Below are 23,619 nucleotides of genomic sequence, written 5' to 3'. Positions count from 1 at the left end.
AAAAAACTGTTTTAATAAATATGCGAAAAATAGCTATCGCTGACAGCGTCATAAATGGTGTGGACTGGCGTCGGATTTGCCATTTTCTGGCCATTCAGCTCGGCTTCTACCCTTCCATGTTTGACCAGCGGCAGCATTCCTCCTGCTACCTCAGTATTACGATAGTACCAGCGGGTTTTTCGATTGGCGAACACAAGCCTAAAATTGGGTGGATTGACACTTACTTTTCCTTCGGTATCAAGTAAACTCTTGACAGCTGAGTGTTCTATTTCAATGATGCCCAAGGGCGGCGGCGAAGTACGACCAACTTCTGGAACAAAAACTTTTAAATCGCTTGACTGAATCGTACGATTGGTATTCAAAACCACTCCTTCCCCTTGGTTACTAAACCTAAAGATGTTTTTTCTAAGCACCGTTTCATTGTCTTCAATTACACTCACCATTTGGGTTAACCCGTCTGCGACTGCTTTTTCTATTTGGGTATAAATCATAAAATACCCGTCATTGAGCATCACTTCAAAAGTCAATTTTAGACCTTGCGAGAATGGGATTTGAGGTTTGCGATTTTCGTCGATTGCCACCCCGACCCTAACCCCCCTCGGTATAGGCTTAAAAATAATTTTCTGATTTTGCATCAATATTTTGGTAGAAATATCGGGTTGTATGTGCCAAAACTTCCTAACATCATACTGCTCTCCAATGCGCTGAAGCGCTAGCTGCGTATCTACTGGTAGAAGACTGATGTTTTGAAACGAAATTTCACCAAAATCCAAAAAATAGTGGTGCTCTATCCAAACATCAAATAGTTTGGCATAACCCACCCTGAATGTTTCGAGTGCCATTGTTTTCGGTATTTAGAGAAACCTACACTAACTATCACTCCCTTAAGAGGATGGGGAAAACTGCGTAAATTGTCCCTCCACTGTCATTACTGCGGGTCCTTCGGGTAGGCGCATTTCGGCTTGTTCTTCTACTACACGTACCTTATATACGACCGAAGGAATCTGCTTGCCTCCCATAGTTCCCCAAAGCTGATTGAGTTTTTCGAAAGTAAGTGAATATAGCTCTGTAGTGACTTTTAGAGTAGCCGCTTCCGCTGGCAAAAAGACATTGGGCGTATTGGCTACGGTATAAATCGTCTTGCGCTGAAAACACTGTACTACTCGCCCCAACCGTCTTAGAGCTGTTTCGTAGTTGGCATCTGTTGAGAAATTGGCCGCAACCATCACATAGAGATTCAGAAAAACGGGCGGTTGTTTACGTTCTAAATTTCCCGCTGCGTTATGCTGAAAAGGCGGTGGCATATTTCGGAGGGCAGTTTCTTCTTCAACATTGACAAGCGATAGCAGTATCGTATCATTGGGGGTATTTACCATATTGGCAATACTCCCAATCTCAACCAGAGTTTGCTCAGCCAAAGGAGCAATATAAGCCTTTAGCTCTTCACTCATCAATTTGATTACCTCAAAAATCATGCATTTAGAATTTTTTCCAATTCAATTTCCCCTTTTGCTTCATTGTCCATCAACAAAAGTAGGCGATTCATTTTATCTTCTAATTTTTTAATTTCAGCAGGATAATACAAGCGACGTTTACGGTTCATAAGATCCTCTTTCAAACCATCTAAGTCAATATCTTTCAGCCACCAATCCGCCTGAGGTGTATTGTCAAGGATAGTCCAAATATTTTTCAATAAAAGCTCATCCGTCTGGGCCAAGACATCAATTTCGGGGGAGTTGTTACTAAACCTGAATCTTCCAGTGGTTTTGTACTTGTATTTGTTCACCTCACTCAATTCATCCTTGTATTGCCCCACTTTTTGCATATACTCATCATAGTTGTTTTGGTCTTCTGAGCCACTGTTTCTTTAGCAGGCATTTTTTTGCATGGTTTACCTACCACCAAAAGGTTTGTTTTGGTCAAAAAAAAATGATTTAAAAAAATCGAAGCCGCGGCGAGTGTGAAATAAAATTAAGAAATAAGGAGGGAATAAATCAAATAAAAAGGTAACTATTGAGCAAACGGTCGAAAAACTTCAATTTTCGACCGTTTGCTCAGAGAATCATAGCTTTATCTATTACTACACAAAAAATCAGGCGAGACTCATAAGCCTATTTGCCCATGACTCTCGCCTGAAACTGCTTTTATACTTCTATTTTAACTTTACTGCCAATGTCACACTATTGCCTACCATCCCTGTGGTGCGCATATAATGCCCGTAGCGAAGCTCAAAGGTATTCCAATGTTTGATACCCCACAATCCCCCCGGCGGAGCTAAGCGTACGCCTGCCCCTACAAAATGGCTTGTGAAAGCCGAGATGTCATAATCGCTCGTGTAATAAGCGTCGTTTTTGGAGTGTTGCCCGTAAGGTTTGAAATAACGCACTGCCGACTGATTACTAAACCGATAAAAAGGACTTACCGAAACAAAAGGCGTGATTTTGTAAGAAGCTTCTAAATTGACGGTATGGGCTTTCATGTCCCAGTCGTCGGTATAAAACCGATAAAATCCTCTCAAAATCAAGCGGTCGCCCATGAAATAGCTTACCCTTCCGCCAATCGGCAATTTGAACCTTGTGCCGGGAAGCTTCTCTACTGTATGCGAACCGTCGGTAAAATAAACGCGGTGATAGGGCGTACTCAATAATCCTTCCTGAAAAGCGGGTTCAACCGTAATCAAAACTTGAAGACGCTTATTGATGATTTGAGATAACGACAAGGCTAGATTATACGAATTACGAGGTTTATAAGCCACGGGGTCGCGGTCGCCTTCTGCCGCCGACCCATAGCCCGACGGTCGAAGTTCAGCGGGTAAAATCGCCGTCCATGTATCAAAAAATGCCCCCGCTTTCAGGCTAAACTCACGGTTGTTGTCGCGAGAAGCTTTAATAAAATTGAAGTTGATTCCGTTGGAATGATAGTCATATTCAGTAGAATACGCATAACTGATTCCACGGGTAGTATGCGTGGCGTCGTCTTTCATACTCCATGATAGCGAGGGATAAATATGCGTATCACTACGCGAAGCCGACGAAACTGTGAGGGGGTCGATGTTGTCGGAAGAAGCCGAGGTATAATGGTCGATGTTGAAATCGGCGACGATACTATGTTGGCGACTTTTCCGGTCAATAAATGACATTTTCAAATCAATAGAATTGGCAAAATCATTGAGTTTTTCGGTACCTACTCCCCCCGTCACTGCCGAGTTGTTGCCGTCTTGACCGTAGTAGCTTGTTACTAAATTGACCTCTTCGAGTTTGAGTTTACGTTTTTCGTAATTTTCTTTTTCGGTGGAGGTAGTTTGGGCATACGCCCCCCTAAATAGGCTCGTCAGCAGCCCTACTGTGATGATGATTTTTTTCATTAGGATACCAAAATTTCGTTTTTAAGAAAGCCACCTCTTCGGCAGCTTCATGGTTAGTTACATCCACAGCCTCCACCGCTTTTGCCGCCATTGGCCCCCGAAGCGCCTTCGCGGTACAAATAAAAACTCTGTTCAAACTTTTCTGACTTCCGAGCCGACAGCTCCATTTCCGAGTCATTGATACGGCTTTTCTGGTATTCTTTTACCGAAACGCACGAGGTCATACTTCCCACCACCAATAGGGTGAAAAAGAGCCCATATTTCCATTGTTTTTTCATAGGTCTTTACCGATATGTAGCCCCTATGGGGCATCAATGCGGATTTTTTGGTGATTTATTTTTTCTACCGATTTTTAGCCCCTACGGGGCATTTATACGGAGTATCGTTCTAATTTTTTACCGAGATGTAGCCCCTACGGGGCATTTATGCGGAGAACCAATTAGAGCCGACTTTATCAAATTCTTTAGTTAATTCTGATGTTTTTACTGGTAAACACTCGGTCGTGTTCATCAATGATGATGCAAGCGATTCCCTGCATTTGATTGATGAGGTCGATGCCTACTTTTACTCCCATAACCATTACGGGCGTGGCCATCGCATCTGCAATCTCAGCATTAGGACACACAATTGTCACACTTTTAATGCCTGATACCGGCAATCCTGTTTTGGGGTCAATCGTATGCGAATATCGCTTTCCGTCAATCATCACAAACTTTTCATAATTGCCAGACGTAGCCACGGCCACATTGCTGATATTAAGACACGAAAAAGGCTCATTTTTAGCGTTGGGATCAGCAATACCAATAGTCCAGGGGTGGCCGTTGGGCTGCATTCCCCACGTAGTCAAGTCGCCAGCCGCATTCACAATACCGCTCGTTACGCCTTGTTTGATGAGTAGCTGTTTTGCCATTTCAGCAGCATAGCCTTTACCAATTCCTCCAAAACCAATACGCATTCCTTGATGTTTGAGAAAAACACTCGTGGTAGTTTCATCCAAAATCACATTGCGATAATCGATAAGGCGTACTGCCAAGCGAGCAGTGGCAGCATCAGGCAAGCGAATCATGTGCGTATCAAAATTCCACAGACTCTTATCAATAGAACCATAAGTAATGTCAAAAGCTCCTTGCGTAAGCGCCGAAATCCGTTGGGAGCGTTTGATTAAATCAAATACTTCTTGGTCTACCTTTGTGGGCTGAATCCCAGCGTTGGCATTGATTTGATTGGTTTGACTATCCTCTCTATACGTTGTCAGAAGTGCCTCAATTCGCCTTATTTCTGCTACTGCCTCATCAATACGCGCCTCTGCCCAAGCCTCATTATGGGCTACTACGCTTATCTCAAAGCGATTGCCCATGAGTTTGAGTACGCGCCGATATAGCTGCTCTTCTACTAAAACTTCACTTGGCGACATCGAGCGTGGTACTAATATCATGAATAAAAGTGAGGGTATTCATCGAAGTTGGGTAGCCGTCCCATTGCTTTATGACTTTGCCTTGCGCGTCCAACAAAACCGTAAAAGGGAACTTACCTTGTGGATTATACTTTTCGGCCAAAGTTTCGTTATGAGCAGTTTGATGAGGTTCTAATTGATTTTTTTTCAGGCGAGGAAAATCGGCTCTTACCAGCACCAAACGACTAGCCGCATACTGTTCAAAATCGCTTGATTCAAAAATATCCTTCTTGAGTTTGATACAAGGGCCGCACCAATCAGAACCACAAAAATTGAGTAAAATGAATTTATGATTTTGAGTGGCTTCCGCTTTGGCTTTTTCAAAATCTCCTCCCCACTGCAACGACGACATCCATAAACTACTGACTAACAAAGAAATAAGACCTTTCATGTTGGTTGAATTTTGAAGTAAATTAACTATAAACTACCAATGTTTTTCCGTCGGTAGCGACTTTATAAACAGCAATACCTTTACTCCCAAAACTATTGAGTCCTTTTCCAGTGAGGTCGAAGCGGGCCCCGTGATCGGTACAATAAAATTCGGTTTTGTTAAAAATAACTCTCTTCTTAGGCTCATGACTACAAGTCTGAGTAGCCGCTACGTACACACCTGCACTTGCTTGAGCTATCACAATCCCACTTTTTACTAAATACCCTCCCACTGTTTTGAGGGCAGCATTGGCCGATGCTGTAAGGTCAATCGTTACCAAAGGATTTTTAATAGTACTTAAATCAGTCGTTCCAGTTGTCGGAGGAGTAGTCTCAACTGGGGTGGTATTAGAAGAAGGAGAGATGGTAAGCGCTTCTACATAGGTATCTTCTTCTCTGATACAGGAGGTCAGCAATGCCATCAATGCGCCCCCCCGAAAGCCCATTGATTTCAAAAATTCATAGCGATTCATAGGTAACATTCTTTTTATTTATTTACCTATTACGTAAGTCGATAAATAGCCGTGGCAGCTTTTTTTTAAAACACTTCTATTTAGATATTTTCAAAATAATAATATGTCGGATTTGAAGTTTTTTTTGACTCAAAAAATCTTATTCGGGTTTAAAATACCGTGCGGGTCTAGGGCTTTTTTTAGCGTTTTCATAAGTTGTATTTCATTCGGTGTTCGGCTAAGTTCCAACCATTGTTTTTTATAAAGACCAATGCCATGCTCTGCTGACACCGAGCCATTGATGGCTTGCAAAGGCGTATAGACGATTTCTTCAATCTGCTGCCGCGTAGATTCGTAGTCGTCATCTACATAAACATACAAGTGTAAATTCCCATCTCCCATGTGTCCAAAAGCATAAAAGTAGTATTCGGGCCATTGGTGGCTTAGTTGGGCTTTGATATGCCGTATGTAAGCATCCATATCCGAAATCGCCAAGCTAACATCAAAAGCCACGACCCAGCCGTGGTGCTGCCCTGCATATTCTACTTTTTCTCTAATTCCCCAAAACCAATCTAGCTGATGCTGTGAATGCGCCATCACCGCATCCACAATGTCTCCTTTGAGCAAGGCTTCTTCTAGCATCGCTTCAAAGAGTTGTTGGTCTTTTTCTGGATTTTGCCCCAGTGCTTCTATCAACACATAAAAAGGGCTTCCGTGAGGGAGTGGAGGTGTGAAAGAAGAAGGAGGCGTAGTCATGAGGCGATAGTATTCTTCCCAAAACAACTCAAAAGTGGTGAGAGTGCCCGCCAATTTTTCTTTTGCAAAGCGTAGCAAATGAGCCGTAGCTTCAAAACTTTCTAATGCGATAAAAGCAGTATTTCGACTTCGAGGTGCTTCTTCTAACTTTAAAACGACTTTGGTCACTACGCCGAGTGTTCCTTCGGTGCCAATAAAGAGGTGCTTGAGATCATAACCTGTGTTGTTTTTTTGGAGTTTGTGGAGTGATGAAACCACCGTACCGTCGGCCAAAACGGCTTCCAATCCTAATACAAGCTGCCGTGTTACGCCATAGCGCAATGCCTGCAAACCGCCCGCATTGGTCGCCACATTGCCCCCTATGGTACAGCTTCCCTTAGCTCCTAAATCGAGAGGAAACAAAAGCCCCTGCTCCGCAACGGCCTGTTGCAAATGCTGCAATACCACACCCGCTTGGACGGTCACGGTTTTATTGATTTTATCAATCTCTTCAATGTGATTCATTCGCTCTAGGCTCAACGCAATTTCGTGCGGGGCAGTGACTGCGCTTCCAACCACATTGGAAAGTCCCCCATGAGGCACTACGGGCTGATGCGCTTCGTGGCATAATTGCAAAACTTTAGCAACTTCTTCGGTATTTTGGGGACGCACCAAGGCTAAAACATCCAAATTCCGAGGTTTTCCCCATACACCCGCCGACCGCATCGCAGCTTCTTCGTGGGTAAGAACAGCTTCTTTCCCTAAAACTTCAATGAGCTGTGTTACAATATCTTTCATAAAATGAATCAACAAATACCTTTACAAGTATCCACAAAAAAATCTTCAATTGAAATAAGATTACCTAAAAAAGCAAAAGGCGGGTAAAGACCCGCCTTTTGGCTCACTCATTTATCTATCTACTTTAAAAATCTTTTGTCATTTGGTAGTTTGCAAGATTTGTCAAGTTTGACGGCTACTGCGTTTATAAACTTGACAAGTCTGTTGGCGTCCATTTACAAGACTTGTCAAGTTTGAACTCTTACTCCATTTGTAAACTTGATAAGTCTGTTAATGTTTAACGATTCTCTCCTCCTTCTTTCACATCGTCGTTTTTCACAGACTTGGTCTTTTTGGGAGCGGTAAAGCTCATTTTTCCTATCTTATAACTGAACGTTAATTTGACGTTTTGGTTATAAATATTGTTCACAAAAGTTTGGTTAAACTGCGGCGACACGCTTGTCGATTTGATACTCATACCTCCGAAAAAGTTTTCAGCCGCTAATCCCAAACTTCCTTTTTTGTTGTTGAAGTCTTTTTTCACTCCTACCGAATACATGTAGAAGCTTCCCTGAACTCCTTGCAGTGTGATTTGATTGCCGCGCATTCCACCGTTGGCTTGTACGGCCCAGCCTTGATTGAGCGCAAGACTTGTCATCACTCGTCCGCCTATCACCCAACCGGTGTTGGTTGCTGTGATTGAAGTACCGTCCAATCCTTGTACTTTGCCTTCGAGGTAGTTGTAATACAAATCTACGCCTCCGTTTACGGTCCACTTAGGAGTGATATAAAGATTAGCAAAAACGTTAGCTCCGTACACTTGTTGCTTACCGATGTTTTGGAAGGTAGTCACAATCGCGCCTGCCAAAGTATCCGAAGGAGCGCTCAAACGGGTAATGCTGTTGTTGGTAGAGCGAGCAAACACCGCCACGTTGAGGTATGTTTTCTTGATGTTAGTACTCAAACCAAGCTCAAAATTGTTGGTCAATTCGGGTCTTAAATTTGGATTACCAATACTGATATTCTGAGGGTTAGCTGCATTGAAGTTAGGATTCAACTGTTGCAAACCGGGGCGTTGAATACGGCGATTGTAAGCCAGTTTGAGCGTTGAGCCTTTCAAGCTTTTAGAGATATTGATACTTGGGACCAAATTTCCGTAGCTTGGAATTGAGATTTTCCCTTTTTGGTCGTTGGCATCAATCGTAGTGTACTCATAACGTGACCCTACTTTGAACGTATATTTTTTGGCGGTCGAATAAGTATAAGACAAATATCCCGACACTATATTTTGATTATAATTCAAAAAACCTTCTGGATTGCGGGCGTCGCTAGCAAAAGCCCCTGTAGGTCCTGCAATCTGATAGCTATAATCGCTCGTTACCTGACGCATAATCGTTTTGGCACCAAATTCAATCATTTGATTGGTTTTGATCGGCGTCTGATAATCCGTTTGGATAGTGGCTTCTTGGTTAAGATTAGAGTTAAGGTTTTTCTGACGGCTCAATAGGCTGCTACTTTCGCTCAACAAATCGGCATTGAAGTTATTGGTAAGATTGTTGCGGCTGTATTGGGTCGAAATAGACCACTCTTGTCCTGGCTTTTTGAACATGCGGATATAATCCACATTAATATCCACGTTGTTTGACAAATCTTTGCTGGTCACATCACGATATGAAGTAGAAGAAAGCGCATCATTTGTAAACAAACGAGTGGTAAGGTCTTGCGAACGGATAAAGTTGCGAGTACCGAAGCTAACGCCCGCAGTAAGAGATTGATTTTTGCCTAAGTCATAGTCAAAACCAAGGTTATAGCGTCCAAATAAGCCATTGTCGTGCGCATCGGTAGATTGCTTGGTAAGCAGGGAAACACCGTTTTGGAGGGTCGATTGGTCGAGAGTAGTACCTGCTTTGTTGTAAAAAGCCCGTCCAAATCCACCCAATGTAATCCCTAATTTTCCTTGACGATAGTTTCCGTTAAGGCTCAAGTTAGATCCCCTTACTCCTACTCCAGCGTCAGCATTGAGCGTAAGTCCCTGTAAGGTAGACTTTTTGGTAACAATATTGATGATACCTGCCGAGCCTTCAGCATCATATTTGGCAGAAGGAGACGTAATTACTTCCACTGATTTAATCAAATCTGCCGGAATCATTTTGAGTGCATCAGCGATGCTACTTGCTACGATAGTCGAGGGCTTGTTGTTAATCAACACCCTGATATTTTGACTTCCTCTGAGCGACACATTTCCGTCTAAGTCAACCGACAACATGGGTACTTTTTTCAAGACATCGGCCGCATCTCCCCCCCGAGCAGTTAGGTCTTTTTCGGCATTATAAACCATTCTATCTACTTTCTCTTCGATGAGTGATTTTTCGCCCGTTACTACTACTTCATCAAGTGTCTTGATATCAGGATTAAGTTTTACGACCCCTAAATCAAGGTCTTGCCCTTTGACTAGCTTGATATTGTCGATGGTTTTGTCTTTATATCCAATAAATGAAATCAGAAGCTTGTAGTCGCCAGCGGCAATATTTTTAAAGGTAAATTTGCCCTTTTCGTCGGCCATTGTACCGTCAACGGGCTTGCCAGTAGCTTTGTTGTAAAGCGCAATATTTGCAAACTCAACGGCCTGAGTCACTGAAGAATCCACCACAAATCCACTTATTTTTGAATTGCCTTTAGGAGCGGTACTTTCTAAATTGAGGGAAGGTGATTGAGCATTAGTGTTTCTGTTGCGGCCATTGCCATCACCACCTTGCCCGCCAGGGCCTCCCGGACCGAACTGGGCTTGGGCGGCTGTGATTCCCAATACCACAAATGCGAAAGTAATTATATTTTTCATTGTCTATCTATTGTTTTCGTTTTGATGAAACAAAGTAACGTCAACTTTATTTCGCAAAAAAATACAATAGACCGAAGATGATAGATATACCGATAATTAGGGATTTTTAACCGATAGCGATTGTTTTTCCTCTTCCTAAGCCTTTATTCTCAACTTGGTATAATACAAACAGCATTCTATCGGTAAATTTTGGCAATTGATAGACTCAATAGTACATTCCATAGAATCTAAAACCGTTTTTGGTATTGATTTCAAGAGCCGGAAAAGGGAGTTTTAGCATAAATATACTTTGAAATACTTGATTCAGAAAACGATTTTTGGTTTTGATTTTGGTCCAATCTACATCCAACGAAAACAGAAATTGACGATAACGTTGCGTAGGTGGAATCACCACTTGCCCCCAACGGCTTATATTTTCAAATTCGCCAAACATTCCGTTGGCCCCATATCCTACGGCGATGTTGAGCCAAGGGGGGATTTTGTCTGAACGAATGAGGCGATTGAGTCCAATACTAAACCAATAAGTATGTGCATTGTAGTCTTGCAATATTTGTCCTGCAAAGGTGGTGCCCAAATAGCCATTGGCTTGCTTAGCATACGGTGAGCGCCGAAAAGTGAATTTGTATTTCATGATTTGCTCATCAAAAAGCAATTCTTGCCCAATCACTATACCACTTCCGAGAGCATTGGCGGCCATGTCGCTCCACGAAAAACCCCATCCTTCATAAAACCCATCTACGATTTCAATAGGAGATTGAAGCAAAAAACCGAGCGTCCCTCCAAACCACAAAGCTTTTTTCTTAGTAGCGCCTGCCCACCGCAATGCTTTATAACCTATATAACTCTCAAGATAAGCCCCGTAGGCATGTCCAAATTTATCTACTTGCAAGTAGCCTGCGGCATCATTATAAAACTCAAAGGGAACACGTTTTTCGTCTTTATACCAGATAAAATTGAGGTAAGCCATCGTACCTACATACAGGGTAGCTTCGGTAGCTACTACCGCCGCAAATCTACCCTTATGAAATACCGGTACTGGTTTTTCTATCGAATCGATTTGGGATATGGCCTGTTGGCTAAAAACAGATAATAACAATATCCCGGCCCATTTCCCACTTTTAGCTTTTTTCATTTATTCTCTTTCTTTAATACCTGTGCCCTTTCACTTATTATGGAATTAAGATATTGATTATGAACCAATCAAAAACACAAATTTTATCCAACGGGCATTTTTATTTGTTTATTAATCTAAAAACCAGCCCGCATTCGTTCCATATAATCCCCTGATTTTCAAACCAAAAAAATATCCTTAAAAGGAAATTAAGTTATTTGATTTGGTCTACAATGAGATTATTCTAAATTTGTTTAGGCATCTCACTCAAAGAACAAAGTTAGGTCTCTGTCGGTAAATCCTTTAGGTTAGTAGATTCTAAACCTCAATACTCAACGTCGTTTTTTAATATTGCAGACTAAATTGTATTGTTATGCTCCTCCGTCCCCAACGTCGTTATATACCTTTCATGCTGCATATCTTTGGGTGGCTCCTTGTGACTCCTCTTTTGTTTTCACAACCCAAAGGCATGAGCATCGATCCGCCTTCTGAATTTTGGGTCAAACAGTGGGTATTATTGAGCTTACTGGTAATTGCTTTCTACGTAAATACCTATATTTTAGTACCAAAGTTACTTTTTCGCAACCACACAGCTTGGTATATTGTCTCGATTGTGAGCATCGTAGTTACGATTTATTGGAGTATTCAAGGGCTTGAAACTTGGCTTAATTTGCCCGAGCTGTGGCATAAGGTATTTAGACCCAACGAGCCTTACAATCCCAATCGTCCGCGCCGCTTTGATTCTTTTACTTTCCTGTATTCTTTGCTTTCGCTTGGGGCAAGTACGAGTATTACGGTAGTGCAAACATGGCAAAAAGACACCCAAGTACGGGTACAATTGGAGAAAGACAAAGTTACTTCTGAGCTTTCCTTTTTGAAAGCCCAAATCAACCCTCACTTTTTCTTCAATACCCTCAACAATATCTATGCCCTTACCATGATAGATGTAGAATCGGCTCAGGAAGCATTGCATAGATTATCCAGAATGATGCGGTATGTATTGTATGAAACCAAAGAAGGGACTGTCAGATTGAGTCAAGAGATTGCTTTTTTGCAAGACTATATCCAACTTATGCAGCTTCGACTCACCGATAAAGTAAAAGTAGAGTTTGAACAACCCACTCCCCAAACTGACGTAGCTATCGCCCCCATGATACTTTTGCCTTTTCTCGAAAATGCCTTTAAACACGGGGTAAGTGCTACCCAGCCCAGTCATATTTATATTGGTATCAAGCAAGAAGCTCAAATTTTACGGGTAGAAGTGAGAAATACGCTCTTTTCACAGAAAAGCGTATCGTTGGAAGAAAGCAACGGTATTGGATTGGTCAACACGCGTCGTCGTCTGGATTTGTTATATCCCGACCGTTATGATCTTAAAATTACGGAGCATACCGCCAATGATGAATTTTTGGTAGAATTGACCCTTCAAACTACCGCTGTTCAATCACAAACTAATCACTCTAGTCCGCCTCTCTATGATGCTCAATTGCATAGCCGTTGATGACGAACCACTTGCCTTGGGATTGGTGAGTGTTTTTATCGAAAAAACTCCTTTTCTTAATTTAATAGGAAAATACTCCAGTGCAGTAGAAGCCTTACAGGGACTGCACACGCTCCAAGTTGATTTGATTTTTTTGGATATTCAAATGCCCGATTTGACAGGCATCGAATTGGCTCGCATTCTTTCTCAAAGCCAGCAAAATGGAGCAGGTCCACGCATTATTTTCACGACAGCTTTCAACAATTTTGCCCTTGAAGGTTATAAAGTAGATGCTCTTGATTACTTACTGAAGCCATTTAATTATGAGGAATTTTTGAGAGCAGCGACCAAGGCCAAAGGATACTTTGAGCTAGTGAATCGCCCCACTCCAGCACCAGTAGCACCGCCTACGCCAGCTTCACTTCCTGCCGAGCCCGAAGAAGACTCCTTGTTTTTGAAAGTTGAGTATCAGTTGGTAAGGGTAGCGTTCAATGATATTTTGTATATCGAAGGGCTGAAAGATTACGTAAAGGTGCATTTACAAAGCTCTACCAAGCCCATTTTATCGCTTACAAGTCTGAAAGCACTCGAAGATAAGCTTCCGTCACGGCGCTTTATGAGGGTACACCGTTCGTTTATTGTTTCTTTAGAAAAAATCACTTCTCTTACACGCAATAGCATTCAAATTGGGAATACTACCATTCCGGTAAGTGAGCAGTATAAAGACACTTTCAATCAGTTTGTAAGCAAATGGGCATAAACCACTTTCTGTGATTTATGCCCATTCTACTTACGTGTCTTTACCTTTGTTGTCAGTTGCCTCCGCCACGGCGGCCACCACCGCCGCCCACTCTTTCACCACCGCCCTCTCTTTCGCCACCGCCGCCTTGGCGCTCAGAAGAGCTACGAGGCGATGATTCTTGTTGACCACGAGCCCGTGAGTAGTCACGCGTATCGCGCGAGGGTTCGTACGAGCGAGTGGGTGCTCCATTGTCACCTCCTCCGCGTCGCGAAGGAGCATTCTCATAAGTACGCTGCGGAGTAGTTTCGCGACTTTGGCTTTCTCTTCCGTTACGTGGCTGCGAGTAGCTATCGTCCGACCAAGTACGTTGAGCATTACCACGGGGAGCCGATTGGTAACTTCTGTCGTTTTGCCCATCTTGCGAGCGAGCAGGGGGCGTATTGTCGCGATATACTCTGTTGTTGTTACCTGAATAAGATTGGTTATCGCGTCGAGCTGGTGTATCATAAGTAGGGCGTGAGGGGCCATAATTACGATTGGGTTCTTGACGATAGTCGCGGTCATTGTTGCGAGCGTAGCTTCTACCTTGGCGATACAGGTCATCGGCGCGGTACACATTTACTCTGCTTCTGGTTACACGCTCAATATCATAGCGCTGAGGGCCATACACATACGAGCGATTGTTGTATCGATAATAATTGTTGATAATAGTAGTGCTATTGTAGACATTTACTACCCTTGGGCGAGGCACGCAGTAACTATAAACGCGAGGGCTTCTGATGTATATCTCTGGCACAAACACCCAGTAATTGTAAGGAAGATTGACACTAATATGGAGGTCTATTCCCATACCAGGGCCTAAGGGTGCCCAGCCATAATAACCTCCCCCCGAACGCCAAGTAACCCAAGCAGGGCCCCACTCATCGTCAGGAACCCAAATCCAGCCATAATAATCATCAAACAACCAACGACCGTAGTGAAAAGGTGCCCACCCCCACTCATAGTCTGACATCCAGGTATTGCCGTATTCGGTCATTTCCCAGTGGCCTGCAGTAGCATAGGGCTGAAACCCTACTTCTACCCGTGGACGCCATACTTGGCCATAAGAAGGATAGTCCATCCATTGGCCATAAGGGGCTAGTTCATCATAGAAATCATAGCGAGAAATTCTGACTCCAGGCTGCGCAAGGGTCGTTCCTGCTATGGTTAATAAGAGAACGAGATACACCCATTTTATTTTATGAATTGCTTTCATGACCTTATTGATATGTTAAATTCAACTTTGTACTATTTCAACGAAAAGTTAGGGGTTTCTATTTTAATTTCACAATCCTAATCCCAACATTAACAATCGTTAACCAAAGTCATTTTTTGTGGGTACTCAACAGCCCAACTTAGACTTAGAACCCCTATCAGGGATAGAATACTAACATTCAATCTGTGGGCAAAACCAAAATGAAAGGAGCTATTCTGATGAAAAGAATAAAATATACCAAAAAAACACTTTATAAAATTTACAAACATATAAATTCAAGAGTCAAAATCGATATAAATTTTTGATAATCAGAATATTACAATAAAATCTCAAATTACCTAATTTTCAAACTATCAAATTACCGCTGTGCTTATTTAAGTTAAAATTCATTACTTAGTGTTTTATTTATGGCAACGCCCCTCATGGAGATATTTGATACGCTGATAGACAACATCACAGAACAAGGTTACGGAATATTAGACAACTTTTTGAACCCTTCCGAGCTAAAGTCATTGAGTCAAACATTACGACAACGGCATTCTGACGGCGCCTTCAAAACGGCGGGCATTGGGCAAGGGTCGGAGCATCAGGTCAAGGCAGGAATCAGAGGAGATCATATTTTGTGGCTCAACGAACATTCAACTTACCCCGCAGAACAAGCCTTTTTTGAAAAAATCAATGATTTGATTCAATATCTCAACCGTACTTGTTTTCTGGGTCTTCGCGATTTTGAGTTTCATTATGCGCTCTATCCAGTAGGCACTTTTTATAAACGACATCTTGACCGCTTTCGCCATGACTCCCGCCGCAAAATGTCGGTGATTTGCTATCTTAACGAAAATTGGGAACCTACCGATGGGGGGGAGTTGGTGGTGTATCTTTCCAATGGCGAGTCACTCAAAGTCTCTCCCATAGGAGGCCGACTCGTATGCTTTGAAGCTGACAAACTCGAACATGAGGTACTTCCTGCTACTCGCGAACGTCTCAGCCTCACAGGTTGGCTACGTACTTACTAGTTTGAATCGTTTTTTCTAGCAGACAGAGAGATTAACTTTTGAGGTTTATTTGCTTTTATAACCAAAAAACTAAACATTTATTCCTTCAGTTTTATGCGCCGCACTTATCGTTTGCTTCTCCTCCTTCAATTTTTATCCTTAAGTCTGATTTCTACCATGTCGCGTTCGCAAACCGTCATTCCTCTTTGGCCCGAAGGGCAGATTCCTAATGATTTAAAAAATCGTACAATTCAAGAAAAGATTGAAGTCGGCAATGATGGTGTTTTGCGAATCAGTAATATTGTATTGCCTACTTTGTCGGCTTACTTTCCAGCCAAACCCAATGGCACGGCCGTAATGATTTGTCCGGGGGGTGGCTATGGTATAGAAGCAGCAGGTCATGAAGGAGTGGATGTAGCCAAATGGTTTAATGGTTTTGGCGTAACCGCATTTGTACTAAAATACCGCCTACCCGACGACGCCCTCTGGTCCAACAAACACGAAGTAGCACTCCAAGATGCGCTTCAAGGGATGAAATTGATTCGGGAAAATGCAGCCAAATACAACATCGACCCCAACCGTATCGGTGTGATGGGCTTTTCGGCAGGAGGGCATTTGGCTTCGACGGTGAGTACACTTTGGCACCTTGCTCCCCAATTTTCGGCCTTCGACAACTTGAGCAGTGTGGATGTTTTAAAACCCAATTTTGCGATTTTAATGTATCCTGTTATTAGTTCTGGTTCCAAAAAGCACGCGGGTTCGTTTGAAAAATTGCTAGGCAAAAACCCTGACCCCGCCAAGTTAGCGCTTTTCTCAACCGAAAAACAAGTATCCGACAAAACACCTCCTACTTTATTGGTTCATGCTACGGACGATAAAGGCGTACCCGTCGAAAATAGCTTGCTTTATTATGATGCGCTACGCAAATTAAATATTCCCGCTTCTATACTCATTTATGAAAATGGTGGGCATGGATTTGGACTGGCAAAAAAACAAAAAGGCTCCGTACATGGCTGGCCCGATGGGTGCCATAATTGGCTCATTGGCATGGGTCTAGCGCAGTAAAAGATACATACAATTAGCCAAAGTATTTTAAAGGAATGGGAATAACTGTCTAGTTTATTTCCATTCCTTTTTTTATTAATAAATTAAGTTTTTTATTTTTGAATAAAACTTAATTGTAGTACAGCCTATCTACTTCAACATTAATGAAAATCATCTACACTTCTCTATTTTTTCTATTATTTGGAGCTTTAAAGGCTCAAATATATGCTCCTGATAGCAAGTTTGTATTTCAAGCTCCAACCTTCGAAACAGCAAGTTATCAAATCAAGCAAATCATTGAATTTAATTCAAAATTTACGATTGCTTCTATAGAGCTACCTTCTCCAGAAGTCATTTATTCTAATCCAAATGAAATAGCTGTTCTAGACTCAAAAGGTAATATTATTGAAAAATTTCAGGGGAATTTTATAAGAAATAGTCTTACTAACGATGGTTTCTGGTACATTCCTTTTACAAATAACGACAACACCACGGGTCACAATCTATCTTATTTTGATTTAGCGACTTTACAAACAAAAACGATTCAAGTCAAAGAGTTTAGGATTGACCAAATAAGTAATGGGTGTATCATCACCAAAGAATTGGTAGCAGGAAACATATCTATTGAGAATCTACACGTATACGATACTGATGGTCATTTTTTAGCGACCATCAACAATCAACACTTAAGCTCAAAGTCAAATTCAAGCACATTCTTGGTGGGTAACATAAGAGTAGATATTGATAAAAATATCTGGGTCTGGGTCATTCATAACCCTAATACTAAAAAATCTGCACTTCAGCTTTACCATTTGAGGCCCAAAGAACAACTGATGACAAGCAATCATCTTGTGTTTGAAATAAATCAGGAAGACCTTCATCTTTCTTCTTCCTATGAATCCTTACAAAATATTGATTTTCATGAAGATACATTAATTATAAAAAAAATACTTTATAATAAAAATAATCTTAAAGAAATTATAAAAATTAGCTTTGAGGGTAAAATACTGCCTTTTAATGCACAATTACCCCTCATCGATAACAATCCAAATATAAACTATCAATACCTTGAATCGACCAATACTTCTTATCTTACATATATGATAGAGAAGAAAGGTTTTGCTTTTGTTGATAATAAAGGAAATATCAAAAAACTTGACACTCCCCTAGCCAACTTCTCCACTCTACTAGTACAAAACGACATATTATATTATCAAGATATTTATCAAAAACTGCATGAAGTAAACATTAACACACTGGCTGATACCGTCAGAGAATTTATAATTCCTAAACGGAAGCTTGAAAGAGCAATCACCTATATTCAAACTTTATCAAACGCTGACTATTGGATAGGTTATAAAAATCCTTTTGACAGCCAATTGTCGTTTATTAAATATTATCAAAATCAAGAATTTTTCCGTTTTGAAAAACCCGTCAAAAAAATATTTCACCTAGGCGGAAGCGAAGTCTTATTTGACGTTTTTGATAACACAAAAGTCAAAATTGATGCTCAAAATCAAGAGCAGATGCTTTCTTCGATTGCTGGTAATATAATAGAAGTAGATACAATCCGAAAACACATTTATGCTTCTTCCAACAATACCCTACAACGCTACACATTTGAAGGAAAGTTAGATTCAGAATTCAATTGGGAGGGCGGAGCTTTAATTACCAACCTGGTCATAGCCAACGATAGTAAAATTTATCATGGAGGAAATAGATTTGCCTTAAATGGTCAAAAAGACAACCAATTTAAAGCTGCACCCCTCCTCCACTCTTACAGCTTTCCTGAATTACACCTAAAAAAAGTAGGAAATACTGTCATTCTTTTTGATGGACAATGCTTGAATGGAACATGTTATGGAAGTAGTATTTATGTTTGTCGTTTAGGACAAGATGGATATACTAAACTATACTCGGATGGAGATTTCTCGGAAAAATTCGATCATTACAAATATATTACCCAAAGAGGAGATTTACTTTTGGCTGGTTTCAATAAGCTTTTGCCTGATTTATCTATAGACAATTCGTTTCAGGTAAAAGGGCGTTTTGGCAAAAGTTTTGATATCATTAACTATCAGATTTCCAACGACAAATTGATAGATATTCTACCTAATCAGGATATCCTTTCTGTATTAGACAATAAACTTTATCGATATTCTACTCAATCTTCGACAAGATGGGTTGAAATTAAAAACTTGCCTAAGATAATTACCCTAACTGATAGCCTCAAAAAAACAGGGTTAACCTTGGAAACTTTTAGCTCGGATGGTTCTACCGTAAATGTCAACATACGCACAGAATTTTATGAAGCCACTAGTGGTCAAGTCAAAGTACGCACTCATTCATTAGACAATATAGGCAAACTAGAAGGCAATAAACTCATATTTGGGGGTGACACGGGCGTGTTGTCATTCGTAGCCACTTCCGTAAAAGGTGGGCAACCCTACTATACTTCTGCCACGATACAACTCCCTAAGCTCCCCACAGCTTCTATCAAAACATCTATCAATGACACTACTCTGTATGTTGATTTCAGCCCTCTTCCTTTGACTTACACCACTACCGCAGAAGTACCACTTAGGGTGTTCGTAGAAGGAAAAGGTGCCTATTTCAAAGAGGGATTGATGTATCCTACTGGCGAAGCTGGAACAGTCAAAATCAGAATTTCTCAACCACAAACCCCTCACTACGCCGCCACTGAACGTACCCTATATTGGCAGATTAAACAATATCCCCAAAGTATTAGTTTTGAGGGGCTTTCGACTACCAATGAGACTTATCATTTATTATCAAAAGACTTCCCTTTTAAAATTCGAGGTGTGGCCTCGTCTCGATTACCACTGATATATAGCTCCTTAGACAACAATTACATTACTTCTCAGCTTTTTTATATTCGCCACGACTCCCTTTATTTAAGCCCTAATTACGAATCTATTTTGACAAAAGAAGGCTGGCTCGACATAACAAAACCTGTGCGTGTTGTGATCAAAGCAGAACAAGCTGGCAACCAACTATACGCTCCTACCATTGCGAGCTTTGGCATTGATTTTAGTTATTGGTCACCTCTCATTGCCGACACAAAATCAAACGTATTCCCCAACCCTATCAAAGACTTCTTTCAGGTTACGTCACAGCAAGTAGACATTAAAGAAGCATTTTTGTATAATATGCTTGGACAAGAAGTGTCTCACCTCCTTCCTATTAAGCATACTCAAATAGATGCTAATTCAGATAGTAGGAATAATTATTTTTTACGTCCTTCGGCACTTCCCAAAGGAAGCTATATATTGGTTTATTATATCAATCACCAGCGCTTTACACAAAAGCTTATCTTTTTCTAGCAAAAGATAAGCTTCAAGCTGTAACGAACTATCAATTATTTTTTGGCTGTATTTTTAAACAGCTACTTTTCACAAATGCAGCCTGATTCTATCACTCAATAATTTTAACTTCAATTTTAACGATATCGGAAAAATATAAGAGCTTTGTTTGGTATTATAAAAATCAAGATAAAAAGTGTAAAAAGTATTGGCAGTCATTTTCCATTTTTTTAGAAACTGCTTACGTCCTGGATTGTGACTTACCCTACTGACCGACTTTGAAATAAAATGGTACACAAGGCTTTTACCAATTCCCCTAAAATTACGCACACCTACCTCCCAAAGTTTACGACTCATATCAGGGTCAGAATACATACCGGGGCTAAACTCCACGCTAAAACCCCCAATTAGATTCCAAAAGTGACGGTGCATCACACTTGGCGGAAATGAAGCGCCATTCCAATCAGGAACCGCCAAAGAGCTATAATCGCGTAGGAGTCGTTGTTCATCAAAATTCTGAATGCTATCGCCATAATCTTTACCACTTACGATAAAAGCATTGTCGCGAGGATAACGCTCTATTTGAGTACCAGAAAAATAAAAATCATCTTTTCCATACTCTTTGATTGCATCATAAAGGTATTTGTCCCAATCAGGACAAGCATACATGTCGTCGTTCATGTATACGATATAATCAGCCTTGGTTAGCGAATACGCCGCATTACAACCAAGACATATCCCGACGTTTTGGGCCGAATAGCTATAATCTATTTGTTCTTTTTTGGCCCATTCGGCGGTACCGTCCATTCCCTCATTGATATGCAATACGATTTGATGATTATAGGTGGAGTTTTGGCGAATGCTCCTAATGCAAGTTTGTAGATAAGTGAGATTATTCCAAGTAGGAATAATTATCGAAAACAGAGGTACACCCTGTTTTCTAGAGTGTGAAAAATATTCAATCATGGTGTAAAAACTAATAACAGTTATGAAGGTATTTGCTATCCATACGCAAGAAATGCGCTTAGCATTGCAACAAAATACAAAAAAGTCGGCAAAAATTTTCTGCCGACTTTTTTATAAGACATACAAATACCCTGTTTTTAGACCATTTAATGGAGGCTTACACCGTCTGTGATTGGTGTGCTTCTAGGTGCAAGACATTATCATTTATCATTATTTGCAAAGGTTCATTGGAGAGGTTTTCGACTTCTACTTCTCCGCGGCGAACCCCAATCCGTACGACCTGTTTTTTGAAGGTAATTCTGAAAGAATACCCCTGCCATTGGGTAGGCAAGAAAGGTGTGAATGACAGGCTACCATTTTTGATTCGCATTCCTGCAAATCCTTTGATGACCGACATCCATGTACCTGCCATGCTCGTAATATGAAGCCCATCTTCGGTGTCGTTGTTGTAATCATCCAAATCAAGCCTTGAGGTACGCAAATACATCTCGTAGGCTTTTTCGTTATAGCCAAGCATAGCCGCCAATATCACATGCACACAAGGCGACAGCGACGATTCGTGGACGGTCATGGGCTCGTAGAAATCAAAATTGCGGCGAATAGTCTCTATATCAAACTCATCTTCAAAGAAATACAACCCTTGCAGTACATCGGCTTGTTTGATAAAACAACTCCGCAAAATTCTATCCCATGACCAGCGCTGATTGATAGGCCGCTGTGCTGCAATATCCTCTACAGTCAATAATTCTTTATCCAAAAATCCGTCTTGTTGTAAAAAGACCTGACGCTCTGCATCGTAAGGATAATACATATTCTCCACTACCTGACTCCATTTGGCTGTTTCGGTAGCGGCATTGAAGCCCACTCGTTCATAAATAGCAGCCAAAGCGGCAGGGTTTTGTAGCTCTACTTTGGCAATTGATTCTAACGTAAATCGCAAACACCAAGCGGCGAGGTAGTTGGTGTACCAGTTGTTGTTGACGTTGTTTTCGTACTCATTCGGACCAGTCACACCTAGCATTACGTACTTTTGTTTGTCAGAGGACCAATTGACCCTTTGCGCCCAAAAACGAGAAACCGCAATCAACACTTCTAGGCCATATTCGCCGAGATACGCCTCATCGTCAGTATGACGGATATAGTCATAAATGGCATACGCAATGGCCCCGTTTCGGTGAATTTCTTCAAACGTAATTTCCCACTCATTATGACATTCTTCGCCCGTCATGGTCACCATCGGATAGAGGGCAGCACCATCTTTAAAGCCGAGCATTTGGGCATTTTCGATGGCTTTTTGGAGGTGTTTATAACGATATACTAGCAGATTACGCGCTACTTTTTGGTCGGCAGTAGCCAAATAAAAAGGCAAGCAATAGGCCTCGGTATCCCAGTAGGTACTACCGCCATATTTTTCCCCCGTGAAGCCCTTAGGACCAATATTGAGGCGGTCGTCTTCGCCCGTGTAGGTTTGTTCTAATTGAAAAATATTAAAACGAATTCCCTGCTGAGCTGCATCATCACCTTCAATGATGATGTCGTTTTGTGCCCAACGCTCCGCCCAAGCTTGGATTTGCTCGGCTTTCATTTGTTCAAAACCCTTCTTAAATATCCGATTAGTATATACCTTAGCGTTAGGCAATAACTCCTCCACCGAATGATTGAGAGAGGCCAAATTGACGGCATATTTGTATAAAGCGATTTCTTCGTTGGTCTTGGCATTAAGTATGATACGACACGCCACGCACTTTTCCTCCTTGACAGGTAAGCTCTGAAAATCAACCTTTTTTCCATCGATTTTCAAATCTATTTTCATCCCTGTACATACGTTAAAAAGCTCGGTTTTGAAAGGTGTATCTTTGGTACGCATTTCAAGGTATGCCTCCCCAAAAGACGTTTCCTTGTGGATTTCATCCCAAAATTTTTCGCCATAATTGGAGTCTTTATTGCTAATATCCCCGTTGAGGGAAGGAACAAGGGTGATTTTGCCGTCAAAATTGAGCGGAGTGATGGCATACCGAATCGCACCTGCTTCATCGTCAACGATGCTACAAAAACGTTGAGCATGTACCCGTACTTGCTTACCACTTGCAAGCGTCGCTACAAACTTCCGCTCCAGTATTCCCTCTTTCATATTGAGTACGCGGGTGTATTCTGACACCTCGCACGTAGCCAAATCAAGGGTTTCGCCTTCAATATCTATGTCTATTCCAATCCAATTACAAGCATTGAGTACTTTGGCAAAATACCGTGGGTAGCCGTTTTTCCACCAGCCAACGCGGGTTTTGTCGGGGTAAAACACGCCTGCCACATAATTGCCCAGCAAAGTTTTTCCCGAAAACCGTTCTTCAAAATTACCCCTTTGCCCCATGCGTCCGTTGCCAAGGCTCGTAAGGCTCTCGGTGATTTCGTTGTAATCGGCTGCAAACCCTTCTTCAATGATGCACCAAGGGTCGTGTTTTATATAATTTTTCATTTTGGGTATTATCTACATGAATGTTGGCCCAAAAGTAGGCATTTCAGCCGAAGGTTTTTTCATCGATTTTATCTTTAATTGTTCTGGTTTTTACGCATTGAGTAAAACATTAGAGCCTTAATTGGCCAAATAAAACAACCTCATAAATTGTACTATTCAAATAAATTTCCATTTACCTGAT

At 41.3% G+C, this 23,619-nt stretch carries 19 protein-coding genes; 5 read left to right on the top strand and 14 right to left on the bottom strand.

What is annotated here, in order from left to right:
- Positions 1-11: 11 nt before the first annotated feature.
- The 11 genes from P1X15_RS05140 to P1X15_RS05090 all read right to left on the bottom strand — a co-directional run bounded on the left by P1X15_RS05140 (position 12) and on the right by P1X15_RS05090 (position 11,181).
- A complete protein-coding gene (locus P1X15_RS05140; protein ID WP_277337073.1) occupies positions 12-842 on the bottom strand; it encodes a hypothetical protein in 831 nt (276 codons plus the stop codon).
- 42 nt (positions 843-884) lie between these two features.
- On the bottom strand, positions 885-1,475 hold the full coding sequence (locus tag P1X15_RS05135; RefSeq protein WP_277337072.1) for a DUF4255 domain-containing protein: 591 nt from the start codon (positions 1,473-1,475) through the stop codon (positions 885-887).
- On the bottom strand, positions 1,472-1,825 hold the full coding sequence (locus P1X15_RS05130) for a hypothetical protein (protein ID WP_277337071.1): 354 nt from the start codon (positions 1,823-1,825) through the stop codon (positions 1,472-1,474). The genes P1X15_RS05135 and P1X15_RS05130 overlap by 4 nt, the downstream gene beginning before the upstream one ends.
- Before the next feature lie 327 nt (positions 1,826-2,152).
- Positions 2,153-3,364, bottom strand: coding sequence for a DUF3570 domain-containing protein (locus tag P1X15_RS05125; RefSeq protein WP_277337070.1), 1,212 nt, complete (start codon positions 3,362-3,364; stop codon positions 2,153-2,155).
- A gap of 53 nt (positions 3,365-3,417) precedes the next feature.
- The gene (locus P1X15_RS05120) at positions 3,418-3,588 is read right to left on the bottom strand and encodes a DUF4266 domain-containing protein (protein WP_409049673.1); all 171 of its coding nucleotides are present in this window, start codon (positions 3,586-3,588) and stop codon (positions 3,418-3,420) included.
- Between the two features lie 239 nt (positions 3,589-3,827).
- Complete coding sequence (locus tag P1X15_RS05115) at positions 3,828-4,799, bottom strand: FAD:protein FMN transferase (RefSeq protein ID WP_277337068.1); 972 nt, start codon at positions 4,797-4,799, stop codon at positions 3,828-3,830.
- On the bottom strand, positions 4,765-5,208 hold the full coding sequence (locus P1X15_RS05110) for a thioredoxin family protein (protein ID WP_277337067.1): 444 nt from the start codon (positions 5,206-5,208) through the stop codon (positions 4,765-4,767). Before P1X15_RS05110 ends, P1X15_RS05115 begins: the two co-directional genes overlap by 35 nt.
- A 22-nt stretch (positions 5,209-5,230) precedes the next feature.
- Entirely contained in the window at positions 5,231-5,719 is a 489-nt protein-coding gene (locus tag P1X15_RS05105) for a Rieske 2Fe-2S domain-containing protein (RefSeq protein WP_277337066.1), read from the bottom strand.
- A 129-nt stretch (positions 5,720-5,848) separates the two neighbouring features.
- Entirely contained in the window at positions 5,849-7,231 is a 1,383-nt protein-coding gene (locus tag P1X15_RS05100) for an FAD-binding oxidoreductase (protein ID WP_277337065.1), read from the bottom strand.
- 277 nt (positions 7,232-7,508) lie between these two features.
- The gene (locus P1X15_RS05095; protein ID WP_277337064.1) at positions 7,509-10,049 is read right to left on the bottom strand and encodes a TonB-dependent receptor domain-containing protein; all 2,541 of its coding nucleotides are present in this window, start codon (positions 10,047-10,049) and stop codon (positions 7,509-7,511) included.
- Between the two features lie 205 nt (positions 10,050-10,254).
- Positions 10,255-11,181: a DUF2279 domain-containing protein gene (locus tag P1X15_RS05090; protein WP_277337063.1), complete on the bottom strand. Its 927-nt coding sequence runs from the start codon at positions 11,179-11,181 to the stop codon at positions 10,255-10,257.
- Between the two features lie 352 nt (positions 11,182-11,533).
- On the opposite strand from P1X15_RS05090, the gene P1X15_RS05085 reads away from it, so the two are divergent.
- Together P1X15_RS05085 and P1X15_RS05080 are read left to right on the top strand one after the other, a co-directional pair.
- Positions 11,534-12,661, top strand: coding sequence for a sensor histidine kinase (locus P1X15_RS05085; protein ID WP_277337062.1), 1,128 nt, complete (start codon positions 11,534-11,536; stop codon positions 12,659-12,661).
- Complete coding sequence (locus P1X15_RS05080) at positions 12,636-13,400, top strand: LytTR family DNA-binding domain-containing protein (protein ID WP_277337061.1); 765 nt, start codon at positions 12,636-12,638, stop codon at positions 13,398-13,400. The genes P1X15_RS05085 and P1X15_RS05080 overlap by 26 nt, the downstream gene beginning before the upstream one ends.
- Positions 13,401-13,452: 52 nt before the next feature.
- Here P1X15_RS05080 and P1X15_RS05075 read toward each other — a convergent pair whose 3' ends face one another.
- The gene (locus tag P1X15_RS05075) at positions 13,453-14,637 is read right to left on the bottom strand and encodes a DUF6600 domain-containing protein (RefSeq protein ID WP_277337060.1); all 1,185 of its coding nucleotides are present in this window, start codon (positions 14,635-14,637) and stop codon (positions 13,453-13,455) included.
- Between the two features lie 407 nt (positions 14,638-15,044).
- Here P1X15_RS05075 and P1X15_RS05070 point away from each other — a divergent pair, with 407 nt between their 5' ends.
- The 3 genes from P1X15_RS05070 (at position 15,045) to P1X15_RS05060 (ending at position 20,020) form a co-directional block, all read left to right on the top strand.
- Positions 15,045-15,653 carry a 2OG-Fe(II) oxygenase gene (locus P1X15_RS05070; protein WP_277337059.1) on the top strand — a complete coding sequence of 203 codons (609 nt, stop codon included), beginning with the start codon at positions 15,045-15,047 and terminating at the stop codon, positions 15,651-15,653.
- A gap of 156 nt (positions 15,654-15,809) precedes the next feature.
- Positions 15,810-16,697 (top strand): alpha/beta hydrolase, encoded by an 888-nt coding sequence (locus tag P1X15_RS05065; protein ID WP_277337058.1) that lies wholly within the window; start codon positions 15,810-15,812, stop codon positions 16,695-16,697.
- 143 nt (positions 16,698-16,840) lie between these two features.
- Positions 16,841-20,020: a T9SS type A sorting domain-containing protein gene (locus P1X15_RS05060; protein WP_277337057.1), complete on the top strand. Its 3,180-nt coding sequence runs from the start codon at positions 16,841-16,843 to the stop codon at positions 20,018-20,020.
- 69 nt (positions 20,021-20,089) lie between these two features.
- Here the strand turns inward: P1X15_RS05060 and P1X15_RS05055 are convergent, their stop codons facing one another.
- Entirely contained in the window at positions 20,090-20,965 is an 876-nt protein-coding gene (locus tag P1X15_RS05055) for a glycosyltransferase family 2 protein (protein WP_277337056.1), read from the bottom strand.
- A gap of 157 nt (positions 20,966-21,122) precedes the next feature.
- Complete coding sequence (locus tag P1X15_RS05050; protein WP_277337055.1) at positions 21,123-23,438, bottom strand: glycoside hydrolase family 65 protein; 2,316 nt, start codon at positions 23,436-23,438, stop codon at positions 21,123-21,125.
- Between the last annotated feature and the right edge of the window lie 181 nt (positions 23,439-23,619).

Source organism: Runella sp. MFBS21 (genome assembly GCF_029433105.1).
Taxonomy (GTDB): domain Bacteria; phylum Bacteroidota; class Bacteroidia; order Cytophagales; family Spirosomataceae; genus Runella.
The sequence above is the reverse complement of the archived record's forward strand: the minus strand, read 5'-3'. Positions and strand labels throughout refer to the sequence as shown.

What these genes read in the sequence shown, in the direction of transcription:
- P1X15_RS05140 (WP_277337073.1), bottom strand. Translation starts at nt 842, where the DNA reads ATGGCACTCGAAACATTCAGGGTGGGTTATGCCAAACTATTTGATGTT.
- P1X15_RS05135 (WP_277337072.1), bottom strand. Translation starts at nt 1,475, where the DNA reads ATGATTTTTGAGGTAATCAAATTGATGAGTGAAGAGCTAAAGGCTTAT.
- P1X15_RS05130 (WP_277337071.1), bottom strand. Translation starts at nt 1,825, where the DNA reads ATGCAAAAAGTGGGGCAATACAAGGATGAATTGAGTGAGGTGAACAAA.
- P1X15_RS05125 (WP_277337070.1), bottom strand. Translation starts at nt 3,364, where the DNA reads ATGAAAAAAATCATCATCACAGTAGGGCTGCTGACGAGCCTATTTAGG.
- P1X15_RS05120 (WP_409049673.1), bottom strand. Translation starts at nt 3,588, where the DNA reads ATGACCTCGTGCGTTTCGGTAAAAGAATACCAGAAAAGCCGTATCAAT.
- P1X15_RS05115 (WP_277337068.1), bottom strand. Translation starts at nt 4,799, where the DNA reads ATGATATTAGTACCACGCTCGATGTCGCCAAGTGAAGTTTTAGTAGAA.
- P1X15_RS05110 (WP_277337067.1), bottom strand. Translation starts at nt 5,208, where the DNA reads ATGAAAGGTCTTATTTCTTTGTTAGTCAGTAGTTTATGGATGTCGTCG.
- P1X15_RS05105 (WP_277337066.1), bottom strand. Translation starts at nt 5,719, where the DNA reads ATGAATCGCTATGAATTTTTGAAATCAATGGGCTTTCGGGGGGGCGCA.
- P1X15_RS05100 (WP_277337065.1), bottom strand. Translation starts at nt 7,231, where the DNA reads ATGAAAGATATTGTAACACAGCTCATTGAAGTTTTAGGGAAAGAAGCT.
- P1X15_RS05095 (WP_277337064.1), bottom strand. Translation starts at nt 10,049, where the DNA reads ATGAAAAATATAATTACTTTCGCATTTGTGGTATTGGGAATCACAGCC.
- P1X15_RS05090 (WP_277337063.1), bottom strand. Translation starts at nt 11,181, where the DNA reads ATGAAAAAAGCTAAAAGTGGGAAATGGGCCGGGATATTGTTATTATCT.
- P1X15_RS05085 (WP_277337062.1), top strand. Translation starts at nt 11,534, where the DNA reads ATGCTCCTCCGTCCCCAACGTCGTTATATACCTTTCATGCTGCATATC.
- P1X15_RS05080 (WP_277337061.1), top strand. Translation starts at nt 12,636, where the DNA reads ATGATGCTCAATTGCATAGCCGTTGATGACGAACCACTTGCCTTGGGA.
- P1X15_RS05075 (WP_277337060.1), bottom strand. Translation starts at nt 14,637, where the DNA reads ATGAAAGCAATTCATAAAATAAAATGGGTGTATCTCGTTCTCTTATTA.
- P1X15_RS05070 (WP_277337059.1), top strand. Translation starts at nt 15,045, where the DNA reads ATGGCAACGCCCCTCATGGAGATATTTGATACGCTGATAGACAACATC.
- P1X15_RS05065 (WP_277337058.1), top strand. Translation starts at nt 15,810, where the DNA reads ATGTCGCGTTCGCAAACCGTCATTCCTCTTTGGCCCGAAGGGCAGATT.
- P1X15_RS05060 (WP_277337057.1), top strand. Translation starts at nt 16,841, where the DNA reads ATGAAAATCATCTACACTTCTCTATTTTTTCTATTATTTGGAGCTTTA.
- P1X15_RS05055 (WP_277337056.1), bottom strand. Translation starts at nt 20,965, where the DNA reads ATGATTGAATATTTTTCACACTCTAGAAAACAGGGTGTACCTCTGTTT.
- P1X15_RS05050 (WP_277337055.1), bottom strand. Translation starts at nt 23,438, where the DNA reads ATGAAAAATTATATAAAACACGACCCTTGGTGCATCATTGAAGAAGGG.